Annotated in this window: 12 protein-coding genes; 11 read left to right on the top strand and 1 reads right to left on the bottom strand. The window is 27.9% G+C overall.

Translation table 4 applies throughout. The annotated features are described in order from the left end of the window. The first annotated feature begins 61 nt into the window (after positions 1-61). The 11 genes from SBIUS_RS03485 (at position 62) to phoU (ending at position 16,260) form a co-directional block, all read left to right on the top strand. Entirely contained in the window at positions 62-1,705 is a 1,644-nt protein-coding gene (locus tag SBIUS_RS03485; RefSeq protein WP_162685100.1) for a DAK2 domain-containing protein, read from the top strand. A 76-nt stretch (positions 1,706-1,781) separates the two neighbouring features. Beyond that, entirely contained in the window at positions 1,782-2,534 is a 753-nt protein-coding gene (locus SBIUS_RS03480; RefSeq protein WP_162685099.1) for a hypothetical protein, read from the top strand. 25 nt (positions 2,535-2,559) lie between these two features. Next, entirely contained in the window at positions 2,560-6,228 is a 3,669-nt protein-coding gene (locus tag SBIUS_RS03475; RefSeq protein WP_162685098.1) for an ABC transporter permease, read from the top strand. 40 nt (positions 6,229-6,268) lie between these two features. Beyond that, on the top strand, positions 6,269-6,487 hold the full coding sequence (locus tag SBIUS_RS03470) for a hypothetical protein (RefSeq protein WP_162685097.1): 219 nt from the start codon (positions 6,269-6,271) through the stop codon (positions 6,485-6,487). Positions 6,488-6,564: 77 nt separating this feature from the next. Next, the gene (gene plsX / locus SBIUS_RS03465) at positions 6,565-7,569 is read left to right on the top strand and encodes a phosphate acyltransferase PlsX (RefSeq protein ID WP_162685096.1); all 1,005 of its coding nucleotides are present in this window, start codon (positions 6,565-6,567) and stop codon (positions 7,567-7,569) included. Beyond that, positions 7,569-8,261: a ribonuclease III gene (gene rnc / locus SBIUS_RS03460; protein ID WP_162685095.1), complete on the top strand. Its 693-nt coding sequence runs from the start codon at positions 7,569-7,571 to the stop codon at positions 8,259-8,261. The genes plsX and rnc overlap by 1 nt, the downstream gene beginning before the upstream one ends. A 136-nt stretch (positions 8,262-8,397) precedes the next feature. After that, a complete protein-coding gene (locus SBIUS_RS03455; RefSeq protein WP_162685094.1) occupies positions 8,398-11,349 on the top strand; it encodes a chromosome segregation protein SMC in 2,952 nt (983 codons plus the stop codon). A 26-nt stretch (positions 11,350-11,375) separates the two neighbouring features. After that, positions 11,376-12,560: a phosphate ABC transporter substrate-binding protein gene (gene ptsS, locus SBIUS_RS03450; protein WP_162685093.1), complete on the top strand. Its 1,185-nt coding sequence runs from the start codon at positions 11,376-11,378 to the stop codon at positions 12,558-12,560. Beyond that, on the top strand, positions 12,553-14,682 hold the full coding sequence (pstA, locus tag SBIUS_RS03445) for a phosphate ABC transporter permease PstA (protein WP_162685092.1): 2,130 nt from the start codon (positions 12,553-12,555) through the stop codon (positions 14,680-14,682). Before ptsS ends, pstA begins: the two co-directional genes overlap by 8 nt. A gap of 3 nt (positions 14,683-14,685) precedes the next feature. Next, a complete protein-coding gene (gene pstB / locus SBIUS_RS03440; RefSeq protein WP_162685091.1) occupies positions 14,686-15,558 on the top strand; it encodes a phosphate ABC transporter ATP-binding protein PstB in 873 nt (290 codons plus the stop codon). A 12-nt stretch (positions 15,559-15,570) separates the two neighbouring features. Next, positions 15,571-16,260 (top strand): phosphate signaling complex protein PhoU, encoded by a 690-nt coding sequence (phoU, locus tag SBIUS_RS03435; RefSeq protein WP_162685090.1) that lies wholly within the window; start codon positions 15,571-15,573, stop codon positions 16,258-16,260. 76 nt (positions 16,261-16,336) lie between these two features. Here phoU and SBIUS_RS03430 read toward each other — a convergent pair whose 3' ends face one another. After that, positions 16,337-17,011, bottom strand: coding sequence for a hypothetical protein (locus tag SBIUS_RS03430; RefSeq protein WP_162685089.1), 675 nt, complete (start codon positions 17,009-17,011; stop codon positions 16,337-16,339). Positions 17,012-17,197 lie beyond the last annotated feature (186 nt).

The following is a 17,197-nucleotide window of genomic DNA, read 5'->3' as shown; positions in this document are numbered from 1 at the left end:
AATTTTTTATTATTTTTTTAAAAAGATAAAAAAACAATATAGTTTAGAGGGTGGCAATACTATGAAAAATGCACAAATTTTAAAAGGTATGATAACAAGTGGGGTTAATAATTTATATAATAATTATCCTCATATAGATAAGTTGAATGTTTTCCCTGTACCAGATGGTGATACAGGAACAAACATGAATTTAACTTGTACCAACGGATTTGCTGAAATAGAAAATGAAGACTTTGAGAATATTGGGTCATTAATGGCTAAATTTTCTAGAGGTCTAATTATGGGTGCTCGAGGAAATTCGGGTGTTATCTTCTCTCAAATTATCAAAGGTTTTTCAAATGGGATGAAAGACAAAGAAAACTTGGATCTTGAAACATGAAAAGATTCTTTTGCAAAGGCTAAAGAAGTTGCATATGCAGCTGTTATGAAGCCTGTTGAAGGAACAATTTTAACTGTTATTCGTGAAACAAGTGAGTTTGTTAACTCTATAACAGATGAACTTACTCCAGATGATTTCTGAGATAAAGTTGTAGTGGCTGCAAACAAATCATTAGACGGAACTCCAGATTTATTACCTGCACTTAAAGAGGTTGGAGTTGTTGATAGTGGTGGTTATGGTTTAGTTAAATTCTTAGAGGGTATGCAATACTTTATTAACAAACTAAAACCAGTAGCTAAATTAAAAAAACTTGAAGAAAATACAGGTGCTAATATTGAAATGGCCATTGAAGATGAGTTTGGATACTGTACTGAAGCTATCGTTATGCTAAATGACGAATTTATCAATAAATTAAAAGTTGATACAGTAAGAAACACATTTGAACAGTACGGAAACACTTCAATTGTTGCAGTTATGGATGGAGATATTTTGAAAATCCATACACATGCTTTAATGCCTGGACAGGTATTATCATATTTACAACAATTTGGTGAGTTCAGAACTATCAAGGCTGAAAATATGACATTACAAGCAGATAGACATGTTTCTAACACCGCTGATGAATCATCAGCAAGATCTACAGCACAAAAACAACGTACATTGAAAAATGAAGTTGCTACAATTGCTGTTGTTAGATCAAAAGGTATGGAAGATTACTTTAAAAACGAATTGAGCGTTGATTATGTTATTGATGGAGGATCAAAAATGAATCCTTCAACAAAAGACTTTATGACTGCAATTGAAGCAGTTGACGCTAAAAAAGTTTATATCTTCCCTAACGATTCAAACGTATTATTAGCTGCAAAACAAGCAAAAGATCTTGAGAAAATGTCAAAAGTTGTTGTTATTGAAACAAAAACTATTCCTCAAGGAATCACTGCTTACTTGAACTTAGACACTGATGAAAGTGCTAAGAAAAATGAATCAAATATCGCTAAAGCAATCAAAAACGTTGTTTCTGTTTCAATCAACAAAGCAGCGAGAGATGCAACTATTGATGGAGTTAACATCAAAACAGGCGAATACATGATGACAGCTGATAAAAAAATCACAATATCTGCTAAGACATTAAATGATGTGTTTACAAAATCATTGTCAAAATATATAACTTCAAAAACTGAAATCTTGACAATATTTACTGGACAAGATGCATCATTTAAAGATATCAACGACTTACGTAAGTATTTAGATGAAAATCATGATGTTGAGTATGAAGTAATAGATGGACAACAAGAAGTATACTCATTCATTATTGGTATTGAATAGTTAAAAATGATTCTTTGAATCATTTTTTTATTTTTAATGAGATATAATAGTTTTGTTGAAAAAAAGGAGGAGAATTATGAAATTTATATTAAAAAACTTGAATAATAAAACTTTTTTTAACTTAATAATAAATCTAATAATTACTTTCCTTTCAATATTTTGTTCAATTGCAATTATTACGATTTTATTTGCAAGTAAATCTAAAATTAATAACCACTTGATCACTTTTGCTTTAATAAATGTAGGTTTTTTTATTGGTTTTATATATGCATATAAGTTATTTAATTACTTAAATACAGTAAAGCAACTTAAAAAATTAAAATTAGATCAATTTAATAAGAATCTATTTGACTCTTTAATTAAACAAACAAAGATAGAGTTGAATCCAAGTGTTTACTTGATTTTGGCTGTTTCTACGTTTTTAATATTTTTTTGTGTGGCTTTAAAAAGTCAAACTGAAAGCAAATATGAAATAGAAAGAGTTCTTTTTATACAAAGAATGGTAATTTCTTTAATTACTTTTGCTTTGTTTGAATTTATTAGTTTCGTTGTTATATTTGCTTTCCTACATTTTATAAGACAAGCAATTATTAACTTTTCAACTGTTAATAAATTAAGTATGAAAGCATACTTTATATTTATTAAAGTAGCAAATTTTGTTTCAATTAAGTTTTTAGAGATAAAACATATAGTTTTAATTTCTTATATGAAGATAGTTAATTGTTTATTTACATATGATTCAAATCAAAGAAATTTAATAACAGTTAAGAGATCTGATTTTTTAAATAACCAATTAAAAGGGGAATGTCCACCAGCTATTTCTTTTTAATTTTTAACTAGAAAGGAATACAAAAATGAAAAATATATTTAAATCTTATATGAAAGCTTTTATAAAAGCTTGAGTAGAGACTTTAGGAACAATTGTGTTTCTAATGATTTTTACAATGTTAATTTTTGGTATGTTATCAACACCATTGCAATTATCTTTAAAAGCAACGGATGTTAAAAGACAAACTAATTTTTGACAACAACAATGACAAAGTGCGGGATGGCTAGATGAAGAGTTTGTAGAAAAACTTATTCTGGAAAATAAAAGTGTAAATTTTGAATATGAGGGAATGAATTTTGAAATAAAAAAACCAGATGGAGGTTGGCTGACAAAAGAAACTTTACAATTAGTAGAAGATTATGCAGAAGAAACTGTAAATGAGCAAACAGGAGTTAATGAATCAAATAAACCAGAACTTATTAGACAAGAGAAAGTAAGTGCTGCAAAAGATTTAATTTGATTGTATGAAAATCAAGGTGATGAAACAACAACAAGTCGTTTCAAAACTACACAAACCCCAAATAGAGTACTAACAATTAGTAATATATATACCCCTGATGCTAAAAATGAAATATCTATGAGCAAAGAAATTGGATACACAAACAGATCTTTTAAAAATTATATTGCTTTTAATATGCTTGAACAATTAAAACAACAATCAGAAGAAACTTTCAAATATGAACTTTTTATAAATTCAAATATAAAAATGGACAAGAGTATTGGTGCAAGTGAACAATTTACTTATAACATGTCTAGTGCAACTTCTTTAAGTGGTACCGACGAATTCAATATTAATAATGTTGTTTTACAATCGGGTAGATTACCAAAAGAGAATAATGAAATTGTTGTAAGTGACGCTTATGCAAAAAAACAAAATAAAAAAATCGGAGATAAAATATCTCTTGGTGTTAATAAATCATTTGAAGGTTCACCAAAACCTGGTAAAACAGAAGAATTCACTGTAGTTGGAATTGGGTTGAAATACAGCGCTCTTACTCCGGTTGGTTTCAGTTCTTTTAAAGATTCAATTGATGATTATGCACAAATATTTTTCAAAAATACATTTTTTACTGATTCAAGTTCAAAATATAGTTATAAACAAATTTTTGAACCAGATGACTTTAAGTATGATGCAAAATCAGGTTTTTATTTAAATACTTGAACAGAAGTTTTTATTACTAAAAACGATAGACAATATAATTTAAATGAACTATTTACAAAAACATATACATCAAATTCTAATAACAAGGATTCAAATGAATTTAGTTTATTTAGACCTGGAACAACTTTATTTAAAGCTGCAAAATCATATACAACAATAGATAAATTAACAAGCTTGTATATAATTACATGAATTTATGTTGTTATAGGATCAATTTTATTTATTTTAGGATTCATGTTTATATTATTTGTTCTTAAAAAAGAAATTAACAATACAAGAAAACAACTAGGTGTATTTAAATCACTTGGTTATACAACAAAAGAATTAACATGAGTTTTTGCTGTAAAAACATTCTTAACAATGATAATTGGAATAGGAATTGGTTATTTACTTTCATTCCCGTTCCAAATAGATTCAGCAACAAAACAATTTAGTACATTTGTTATTTTTGACTTTAGCGTTATATACGCTTCTCCAGTATTTTTAATGGTATTAACAATAATTGTTCCATTATTGTTTGCTGGGTTAAGTTACTTAATTATATTTAAGTTCTTAAATGAGGGAGCTTTATCTTTACTAACTGTTGGTCCAAAAAAATCAAAAGCTGACAAATTAGTTTTAGTTCTAAAAATAATATTCTTCCCAGCTTTAATTTATTCTTTAATAAATTGATTAGTATTAAGAAGTCTTAGAAAAAGAAATAAAGGATTTACATTTAGAATGCAACACGCTTTTGTTTCGGCTGGAAAAGGTAAGTTTGCACTTATTATGGGACTATTTATATTCAGTTCTTTCTTGTTCACATTACAATTAAGAGCCATGCCTGTAATCAAAAATATGATTGAAGGTGGTTACAATATTTATACAAAAGAAGTTAACCACTTATATGATCTAAACAGTGTTGTTCCTGTAAATGCAAAAAACGGAAAAATATCTCAAGACATCAAAAAAGAAAACTATGGTATAAAATTCACAAATATTGATGAAGATAAAAATCAAAGTGTTGAGAATTATGTAAGAAATAATCAAGAATATGAAGCTACAAACAACTTTTCAGAAGTAATGACATTAATTGCAGATAAAAGAAAAGTTTCTTTGGATAAACCTTTAGAAAATTTAGTGCAATCAGGAAAGTTGTATCTAGAAGCTATTGATACAGATTTAGGTAAAGGCACAAAAATAGCAAATGCAACTCCTGAAAATATGCCAGGATTATTCTTAAATGATTTTGGAAAATTGGCATGTATTTCTCCAATTGGTTTAATGGGTGATAAACCCTATATGGGAAGTTGTAATGATGTTGAATCATTTAAACCTTACTTATTCGATTTCTTAAATGGTTTACAATCAGGACAAACAAAATTAAGCAATAAGATTAATCCATTCCCTGCAAATGATGCATTCTTTACATTATTATCAACTTTCTCAAAAATGAAAGAAGGAGTAAATCCGTTATTGAGTGTAAACAATATATTATTTAATGGAAATCAAGAAGCTCTTCAAACAAGTCTTTCTTACCATGTAGAAGGTAATTCAGATGTTGATATTAGTAACTCTTTAATTAAATTTATTGATACTACAAATAAAATCGGTGGAAATACAAGAGAGATCGTTAACTTCGATTCAATAAGTGATAAACAAATGAATGAACTTTCTGAAGTCAACGGCGATCATTTAAATGCAATAATATCATTTAGATTGTCAAAAATATTAAATAAAGAAATTGGCGATACTTTTGATATAGTTGTAGGAAAAGATGTAAAAGTAAAAATTAGAGTTGCTGCAATAAATGCAAATGATACTCTAATGCAAGATATTTATACAGACTATACTGCATCAATTAAATTAATAAATGGTGAAGACAAATTTGATGAAAATAAATTATTATTCAATACTTTAATTAGTAATAAAAAAGCAAGTGAAGGAATAATTGACTTAACAAATATAGCTGCATCTATGAATTCATTTACTTATTCAAGAGACACATATGCTATGGCTTCAAGTCCTAATAGTCCTTGACTTGCAAGCATAATGATTCCTATGACTCCTAAACCAAAAGCAAGTACATTGTTTATGGACCCTTCAGTAATTACTTTACCAATTCTAAAATCTGTAATTGATCAAGTTTTAGGAAAAATGACAAACGCAATGTTAATGTACATTTTAATTGACGTAGTTTTATTGATTATTTTACTAATAGTAATTATGAATATTATTATTACTGATTCAATTAATGTAATTACAATTATGAGATCACTTGGTTATACAAATGGTCAAATTAACTGAATGGTTATGGGTAAATATGTAAGTGGAGCTGCAATTAGTTATATATTTGCATTCATTGCATCAATTGGGGTATGACACTTCATACAATCCTTTGTTTGAGCAAGATTTACAGTATTAATAGCATTGCCTTCATTACCTTGAATACCATTTGTTTCAGCAATAATTTTAGGAGCAATCCTTTATATTGGATGAATGGCAGCAATGCTACAAATCAAAAAAAGACCTCTTACATTGCTAGTAAGTTAACAATTATGTATAATTAATTTATACATAAGGGGGTATAAATATGCCATTACCAAAGCAAAATAACCAAGCATCAAGCGATGTTTGTTGTCCTGGAGGAGCTCATAACTGTTACACTTGTAGAGTTTGTAGTGGTTCTTTCCATGGATGTCAAAGCTGTTTAAAATGTATAGGTTGTCAAGTTTGTTTATCAAAACAATGTCCTTGTTGTGATAAAGGAAGCGCAAGACAACAAGAAAACAAAGCTAAATACAAAAAATAAAACATTTAAATGTTTTATTTTTTTTGCTTTAAAAACCAATTATCTATATAATCACTAAAGTACAGGAGAAATAAAATATGGAATATAAAGTAATAGCGTTTGACGTTATGGGTTCAGATAATGGTTTAATTCCAGCAGTTGATGCTGCAATTAAACTTTTAGGTGAGCAAAAAGATTTAAAAATAATCTTTGTTGGTGATGAAGTTGCCTTAAAAAAAGAATTATCATCAAGAAAACACAATCCAGATCAAGTTGAAGTTGTTAATGCAACTGAAGTTATTGAAATGACTGACGGAATAATGGATATTAGAAGAAAAAAAGATTCAAGTATGGTGAGAGCACTAGAACTTGTTAGAGACGGAAAAGCAAATGGTGTAACTACTGGTGGTGCTACAGCTCCTTTTATAGCTGGTTGTCACTTTATAATTAAAAAAATGGATGGTATTGAAAGACCTGGATTTATGCCAGTAATTCCGACAAGCGTTAAAGGAAAAATAACTTTAATGTTAGATGTTGGAGCAAACTTAGAATGTGATCCAGAAGACCTAGTGAACTTTGCAATCATGGCTACAGCATATTCAAAAGCTGTAAACGGAATTGATAATCCAAAAGTTGCTTTACTAAACATTGGTGAAGAAAAATCAAAAGGATTAGAATTACACAAAGCAACTTACAAGTTATTAGAAGAAAACCAAGAAATTAATTTTGTTGGTAATATTGAATCAAGATATTTAGCAAGTGGTCAAGTAGATATTATTGTAACTGATGGATATACTGGAAACGTTGCTTTAAAAGCGCTTGAAGGTATGGGAAAAACTCTACTTACTGAAATAAAATCTGCAATAACAAAAACTTTATTTAGAAAATTAGCTGCATTAAGATTGAAAAAAGCATTTAAAGAAGTGGCTGCAAAATTTGATTATAAAAATCATGCTGGAGCAATCCTTTTAGGAGCAAATAGTATTGCTTTTAAATCACATGGATCAAGTGATAAAGTTGCTTTCTATGCTACTTTAAAAATGACATACAATGCAATTAAAAATGACGTTGTAAATAAAGTAAAGAAAGCTTTGGATAAATAATGCATATAATAGATTTTCTTTTAAAAGAATTTTCAATTGAAGCTAATGATAAAAAACATTATTATGAAGCTTTAACTCACAATTCATTTTCAAATGAAAATAGACTTGCTAAAAACTATCAAAGACTGGAATTTTTGGGAGATGCAATTCTTCAAATGAAAGTTAGTGACTATCTTTATAGATTGTTTCCTAAATCAAATGAAGGATTATTAACAAAATATAGAAGCTCTATTGTTAAACAATCAACTTTAGCTGAAATATCAAGAAAAATAGGTCTAGGAAAATTTATAAGACTAGGTGTTGGTGAATTAGAATCTAAAGGATATGAAAAAGATTCAATTCTTTCAGATATTTTTGAATCACTAACAGCTGCAATATTCTTAGATCAAAACGAAGAAGTGTTAAATAAATGACTTGAAAAGACAATATTTAGTGATTATGTAATAAACCAATTCTTAGATAAATCACATGACTTTAAATCAGAATTACAAGAACTAATTCAACTAGAAATGAGAAGTGAACTTCAATATGTTACGGTTGAGTGTAAAAAACTGAAAAATAATACTGCAGTATTTACTGTAAATGCAGTATTAGATGGAATGGTTTTTGGAACTGGTGAGGGAAGCAATAAAAAACAAGCTGAACAAGAGGCTGCAAAGAACGCTTTATCTAAAATTAAAAAAAATAAATAAAGTAATAAAAAACCCCATAAATAAAGGGTTTTTTATTTTTTTATTATTGTTAAATAATTGTACTAATGTACTAAAATATATATAATGATTTTGTTGCATAGGACGGCTATGTACGATTACACGAGGTAAAAAAACAATGATATTCTTAAAAAAAATTGAAGCGTATGGGTTCAAATCATTTGCTGAACCAACAACTTTAAATTTTGATTTTTCAATGACTGGGATTGTAGGTCCTAATGGTAGTGGTAAGTCTAATATAAATGACGCTATCATGTGAGCTCTTGGAGAACAATCATATAAATCACTACGTGGAGACTCAATGGACGATATTGTGTTTTCTGGAAGTAGTGAAAAGAAACCATTGAATATGGCAGAAGTTACCCTTGTATTCGACAATAGCAATAGAGCTTTTAGCTCATTAGATTATAATGAAGTATCAATTACAAGAAAGTTTTTTAGATTAACAAAAGAATCTGAATACTTTATAAATGGAAGTAGAGTGCGTCTAAAAGATATTCAAGACGTTGCTTTAGAAACTGGATTAACAAAATCAAGTTTAGCAATTATTTCACAAGGTTCAATTAGTAACTTTGTTGAATCAAAACCAGAAGATAGAAGAAGACTTTTTGATGAAGCAGCAGGTGTTGCTCGTTATAAAAAAAGAAAAGAAGAAGCTATTAGAAAACTTGTAAGATCACAAGAAAATTTAGATAGATTAAATGACATAATAAATGAAATTGAAAGAAAATTACCTACTTTAAAAAGACAGTCTAAAAAAGCTGTTGCTTATAAAGAACTTTTTGACGAACTTAAAAACATTGAAGTTTCTGTATTGGTAAATGATATTAAATTATATAAACAAAAAATAATTGAATTAAACGAACAAAAAACAGAGCTTAAAATTCAAATAAGCTCTTTAGAAAAAGAAATTAGCAAAAAAAGTGAAGAATTTAACGGTATTTCACAATCAAACTATAATAGTGAAAAAGAACTTTCTAAACTAAATAAAGAGTTTACAAAAATTGTTGAAAAAATAAGTGAATTAAAAGTTTCTAGAATTACTTTAGAATCTAAGAAAAGTAAAGTAGATATTGATGATAAAGAATTTAAATCATCAGATCTAAAAAATAAATCTAAAGAATTAGAAATTAGATTAGAAGCTGAAGAACAAAAACTATCAAAATTATTGAGTGACAAAGTTGAAAAAAGAGAAAGCTTAGATGATGCTAGTGGTAAACGTTTCAAACTAAACCAAGAGTTAGATGGAATAAGAAAACAATTAGCTAAAACTGAATCTAGTTTAGAAACATTATTATCAAGAAAAAACTCATTAGATAATTTATTTGAAGGTGTTAAAAACGTTTTAGAAAATAGAAACTCACTTTCAGGAATTATAGGTACAGTTCAAGACTTAATAGTTGTTGATAAAGATTATGAAGTTGCTATATCAACAGTTATTCAAAATGGATTACAAAATATTGTAATGAAATCTACAAGTGATGTTAAAGTTGCAATTGAGTTCTTAAAAAATAATAAGGCAGGTCATGCAACATTCTTACCTTTAGATAACTTGAAACCAAGTTTTATAAATAACGAAACAAGATTCGTTATTCAAAAATCAAAAGGATTTATTGGTTTTGGAAATGAATTAGTTAAAATAGAAAAAAAATATCAAATAGTTTTAGATTATTTACTTTCAAATTACTTAGTAGTAGAAAACTATGATGATGCAATTGAACTTTCAAAAGTTACAAATAAGAGATATCACATTGTAACTTTAGATGGTCAAAGAATATTACCTCATGGAGCTATTGTTGGGGGAAGTAGAAAAAATAAAAGTGTTATTTTAAATGATTCAAACCAAATCCAACAGTTAGAAAATACTAAAAAAGAACTTGATGAAAAAGAAGCTTTAATGTCAAAAGAAGTTGGGACATTAAGTGATAAAATTGAGGTTCTTCGTGAAGAACTTGCAGAAATTCAAACTGCAATTGGTGCTTCAAGACACTCATCAGAGTTAATTGAAAAAGAAGCAAACGAAATTAAAGAAGAATTCAGAGTAATTACCGGAAAAGAATTAGATGGTGGAGAACAAGAATTCCAATCAGTTGATGAACAAATTATTAAAATAATTTCTGAAATATCAGAACAAGAAACAAAAAAAGATGAAGTTCAACAACAAATAAACGTTATTAGATCTCTTAAAGATAAATCAAATGAGAGACAAAATAACTTGAACTCAATCATTAATGAAGATAGAGGTATGCTAAATTCATTAAAAGATAAATACTCAAACTTAAATTCTGATGGAACTTTAATGTTTGAAAAACAATCAAATGCAACAGCTAGATTGGCACAAAACTATAACTTAACTTTTGAAGCTGCATTAGAATTAAATACTAATGTAAATGAAACGGAATCAGAAGTAAGAGATAGAATTAACTACTTGAGAAAAGAAATTAACTCATTAGGAAATGTTAACTTAGATTCAATTGAAGAATACGAAGAAGAAAACTCAAGATATCAAACATATGTTGAGCAAACTCAAGATGTACTTGAATCAATCAAAAACTTAAAAGATGCAATTGGTGATATGGATCAACAAATGATAATTCAATTCAAAAAAATTATCAAAGATGTTAATGCAGTATTACCAGACACTTTCGCTACTTTATTTGGTGGAGGAACAGCATCAATAATTTATACTAATCCAGATGATATTTTAAATACAGGTATTGATTTAAAAATGTCTCCTCCAGGTAAAAAAATAGCAAACTTAAACTTATTAAGTGGTGGGGAAAAATCAATGGTTGCACTTTCAGTGTTATTTTCAATATTAAAAGTTAAACCAATTCCATTAGTAATTCTAGATGAGGTTGAAGCTCCTCTGGATATCGCTAATGTTGAACGTTTCGCAAAATATATTAAAACATTCACTACAAGTACACAATTTATGATTGTTACTCACAGAATGGGTACAATGGAAAATTGTGATACATTATTTGGAGCTACAATGGAACAAAAAGGTATTACCAAACTTGTTCAAATTAAATTAGTTGAAGCTAAAAAATTATCAAACACTAATTAGCAAATAAAATGCTAGGAGAATAATTTATGAGTAAGAAGATAAGCATAATATTATTGATATTCTTGTCAGTAATATTAGGTCTATGAATTTGAAGTGCAGCAGTACCGAAAAATTCAATCATTTTAGGTGGAAGTACAAGTGTAAATCCATTTATGCAAAAACTTACAAAAGAATATCATGATGAAACCAAAGTGGACTTTGTTTACAACTCAACAGGTAGTCAAGCTGGAGTGAGTGGTGTAGAAAAAGATATGTACTCTGCTGGTTTTATCTCAAAAGATATCAATGAAGGTACTTTAACTAAAGGAAATACTTTCTTTAGTGATTTTAAACCTAAATCTCAGTATGCAGATTCTTGTAAAACGCAAGGATCAATTAAAGAATATGACTTTGATAAAGTAGAAGAACCTCATTCTGGTGAATCAAGAGACAAATCATATGTTGCTCTTGAATTTGCAATTGATGCAATTGGTATTATATATAATTCTCCTTCATATTGAGGACAAGAAATTAAATATGGTGAAAATAAAGTATTAACATTAAATGATTTAATGAACTTTGATTTAGAAAATGGTTCAGGTAAAAAAATGATATCTGATATTTATAGTGGTTCAAAAAACTGAGAAGATATTGCTTATGAATTGATAATTCAAAATAAAAGTTTAGATGAAGCTACTAAAAATGATTTTATAAATCTTATAAATTCTCAAGCAAAACAAAAAATAGTTACATACACTAGAGAAGATGGGTCTGGAACAAGATCGGCTTTTTCTGATTTAACTGGAGTTAAAAATATGCCTAACTCAAACGTTGTTAACTCAAATGGTTCTATGATTGAAAATATGCAAAGAGCGCCTAGTGTAGGATATGTTTCAAATGCATTTTTAAAACAATTAACTACAGATGGACCAATAAATTTAGCTGGTATTGATGATTACAAATTACCTATTGGAGAAGAAGAAAAACCCTTTGAATTTATAGATAATGAATGGGTTGAAATTGAAGGTAAGAATGTAGATGAATTTATAAGAGATACATACACTTTCAAAAGACCATTTATAACAATTTTTAATACTCATAGTGACAAATATGATGAGTTAATGAAATTATTTGATTTTATTAACTCTGAAAAGTCTGATAATGTATTTAAAAGTGAAGGGCTTGTAAAAAACATGAAATACAAGACAATCATTGGAGGTACTTATGCTTAAACATAATGCAAAAAGTCTTCCAAAGGCAAAGACTTCAAAAATGGATTTAACAACTAAAATATCAATATTTTTTATAACAACAGTTGTACTTCTTATATTGGCTATTTTAGTTGGTTTCATTCTTTATAAATCAGTGCCTGTTTTTCAAGAATTTTCATTCTTTAAATTCTTATTTTCTGGTAATTGAGCACCAGGAAAAGATGGAGCAGAAGGGGCAAGTTACGGACTAGGGAAAATTATCCTTTCAACATTAATGATGATGTTCATAACATTGCTTTTTGCAATTCCTTTAACAATATTCAGTTCATTATTTATTACTGAATATTTAAAAAACAAAACTAAAAAGTTTGTAGTAACAGTAATTCAACTATTGGCAGGTATTCCTTCAGTTGTGTTTGGTTTATTTGCATTAGATCAAATTGGACCAATTTTTGTTGCAATGGGAGCTCCATCAAGTGGTAACATGATGACAGCAAGTTTAACTTTAGCTTTCATGGCATTACCAACAATGATTACATTATCTATTAATGCAATCGAAGCTGTTCCAGAAGGACACAGATATGCTTCATTAGGGTTGGGTATGACAAAAGAAAAAACTACTTTTGGAGTAGTTCTAGTATCTGCTATGCCAAAAATAATAACTGCAATTATTACTGGAGTTGCTAGAATAATTGGAGAAACAATGGCAGTTATTTTAATTGCTGGTAACTCAACAAAAGGTTTAAATACTGATGATGGATTTATTGGGTTTATATTCTCTTCAATAAGAACATTGGCTGGAACAATTGGTTTAGAAATGTTAGAAAATCATGGTACAACTCATGAATCAGCACTTTATGCAATTGGATTTGTTTTATTTATAATTGTTATCATAATTAACTTATTAATAATTGCGGTAGGAAATATTAATAAAAAGAAAGCAAAATCAATTAAAAAAGCTAGACCAAGAAGAATTAAATCTAGAGAAAATAACTATGAATATGACAGTCACAACTTGAATATTTTGGTTCAAACATATACAGAAAAAAGATTCACTAAAAAATTGGAAAGTGTAATCTTGAACTTCTTTATGATAAGTTCAACAGCTATAATTATTGGATTTACAAGTTGAATTTTACTTACAGTTACAGTAAAAGGAATTGGAGGATTTGATTCTCATGCCTTTGTTGAAATTGAAGGACAAAGAAGTGGTATTTTTGCGCTTATATTTACAACAATTCTATTAGTGTTGGCAACAATAATATTTGCAATACCTTTAGCATTAGTTGTTGCGATATATTTAGCAGAATATGCTCACAAAGATAGTAAGTTTGCAAAAGTTATAAGATTCTCAATTAACGTATTGGCATCAACACCAAGTATTGTTTTTGGGGTATTTGGTTTAAGTTTATTTGTTGTTGCTATGAAAATACCTATGTCTATTTTCGCAGCAAGTTTAACTATGACAATGGTTATACTACCTTCTATGATTACTTCTTTTGAAGACTCAATAACATCAGTGCCTTCTCTTTATAAAGAAGCTGCTTATGGTATGGGAATGACAAAAACTGGAGTACTATTTAAAGTAGTTATACCAAACGCAACAAAAGGTCTTGTTACAGGAACAATATTAGCTGTTGCAAGAATTATAGGAGAGTCAGCTCCTGTTTACTTAACATTAGGAACTGCAGTTAGAATGCCAGGAGAAGGTTTCTTCTCATCAGGAGCTACTTTAACAACTCAAATATATATGATGGCATCAGAGGGAAATGATCCTCATACTCTTGGAATAGCTTATCAAATTGCATTAGTTACTATATTACTTGTATTAGGACTAAACTTCTTAAGTAAATATATTGGAGTTAAATTAAATCCAATACATAAAAAAGTACCTTTCAAAGTTAAACTAAAAGCATTTATATCATTGTTTACACTTTCAAGTATTCAAAAAGTAGCTAAAAAAACTAAAAAAGACACATTGATTATTTATAGAAAATGAATAAGCTTATTTAATTTTAAAAGAATAAAAATACATTTCAAAAATGCAAAAATAAGGAATAATGTTATCAAAACAATTAAATTAGAAGCAAAAAATAACACTAAAAAAGGTGTAAAAAAACAAATAGAAGAGAAGGAGGGCTAAAAAATGGCAGAAAATAAAAACTTATTAGATAATGAGTCTTCAAATACTGAAGAGTTAGAACTTTTATCAGAAGAGAAGATATTTCAAAAACCTAAAAAATTACCTTTAAAACAAAGACCTAATGTAATAGAAGTTGAAAACTTTAATTTCTATTATCATGGTGGAGATAAACAAGCTTTATTTAATATTAATATGGCAGTTAAAGAAAATACAGTTACTGCATTTATTGGTCCTTCTGGTTGTGGTAAATCTACACTGTTAAGATCAATAAACAGAATGAATGATTTAGTTGATAACATTGCAATTGATGGACAAATCAAAGTTCATGGTAAAGATGTTTATGAAAAAGGAACAGATGTAGTTAAATTAAGAACTGAAGTTGGAATGGTATTTCAAAAAGCAAACCCATTTCCAATGTCAATTTATGATAATGTAGCATTCGGTCCAAGAAACCAAGGAATCACTGATAAAAATGCATTAAATCAAATTGTAGAAGACTCACTAAGAAAAGCGGCGCTTTGAGATGATGTAAAAGATTATCTAAGAGATTCAGCTTTAGGTTTAAGTGGAGGTCAACAACAAAGATTGTGTATTGCAAGAGCTATTGCTATGAGACCAAAAATCTTACTAATGGATGAACCAACAAGTGCTTTAGATCCAATTGCAACTTTAAAAGTAGAGGAACTTATTCTAAAACTTAAAAATGAATATACAATAGTAATAGTTACCCACTCAATGGCACAAGCCACAAGAGTAAGTGATTATACTGCATTCTTCTTACAAGGAGAATTAATTGAACACGATAGAACTAAAAAAATATTTACAAATCCAAAAAACCAAAAAACAGAAGATTATATTTCAGGAAGATTCGGATAGGGGGAAAAGAAAATGTCATACAATAAAATTTTGGATAATGATATAAAAAGTATTAAAAGAGAATTAATCAGATTAGTTGAAGCTACTAAGTCTCAATATGCTAACACTTTTGAATCTCTGAAATCACAAAACTTGGATTTAGCAAAAGAAGTTGTTGAAGGCGATTTAAAAATAAATGATCTTCAAAATAGTTTTACAAAAATGGCATTGTGAAAAATAGCAAAACAACAAATGGTTGCTGGTGATTTAAGATTAGCAGTTGGTGGAGTTCTTATTAGTCGTGAGATTGAAAGAATTGCTGACGTGGCAAAACACATTTGTGCTTTTACAATTAAATACAAGCCAGAACCAATTGAAATAGATTATATTTCAAAAATGTTTGATCTTGTAAATACAATGTTGAACATCGTTTCTTCTTTAATTGAAAACTATGATAATGACCAACATCAAAAAGTTTTAAAAACAGAAGAATTATTAAGTACAGAATTTGCAAACCTTTCTAATATTTTAGCTGCAAGAAACTTTGAAGCTAAAAATGAAATTGAATCTAAAAAAATAATAACAATAGTAAGACAATTAAAAAACCTTGAAAGAGCAGGGGAATGCTTGATAAACATCGAAGAAACACTTCAGTTTATTAGAACAGGTAAGTTTGAAGAGTTACAAGAAACTCTTATGAACAATTTAGAAACTATAAAATAACATTTAAATATAGAAAAACCTCCATTAATTTTTTTAAAGGAGGTTTTTTAAATTTAATAATTATTAAAAGAAATTTTTAAGCTATTCTAGGTATTTCTATTTTGTAGTTTAACAATTCTATTCTAAAGTAAATTGCATCTGTTCATTTTGAAGCTTTTACTCTGACCTCATTTGTTCTTCATACTATCCTTAAATTACTTCTTTCATAATTTCATGTTGCAATTACATTGTGTTTTAAACCGGCTCATTCTCCCCAATCATAATTATTACCATCAATTAAAATGGAGTTACCATAGTTCATTATTTGTAATATATCTCATGATTCAACTGTTTTTTCTCAACCTGCAACTTGGTTATGCGCTGGTTGACCTGCTTGTGTTGTGAATTTTAATTTAACATTTGACAATACATTTAAATCATATTGAAGTTTTGCAATGTCATAAGAGCCACCTAAATTTTTAAAGTTAATATTAAATTCAATTTGAGAATAGTTTTTTTGATTAAATGAATTATTTTTGATATTTCTTGCATAAACTTTACTATAACTATTATTATTTTTGGTTAAGAATATATCTGGTGTATTTCTATCCAAATCCGAATTTGATCATTCCCCATATACTTTAAACTCGCTAGATATGATATCTTTAAAGTTAACACTCATTTTTTCTACATTTTTAGAAAAACTTTGTACAAAGTATGCTGATGGAATTGAAAGTCCCAAACCTAAAACTGAATATACTATTTTCTTCATATTTATAATTCCTTTCTTCATGACTACCGCCCTTCTTTTAAAAAATATTTTATAAAAAGAAGTGCTATAATCACATTAATTATATAAGAAAGGTAATTATGATACTTAAAGTTTTTTTAAAGTCAAAATTTAAAAGTTTATATAAATTAATTTTACCTTTTTTATTTTTTTTAACTTTCAGCTTAT

It is taken from the genome of Spiroplasma sp. BIUS-1 (genome assembly GCF_010365805.1).
GTDB lineage: Bacteria > Bacillota_I > Bacilli_A > Mycoplasmatales > Mycoplasmataceae > Spiroplasma_A.
This window is presented reverse-complemented; position numbering and strand designations above follow the sequence as displayed.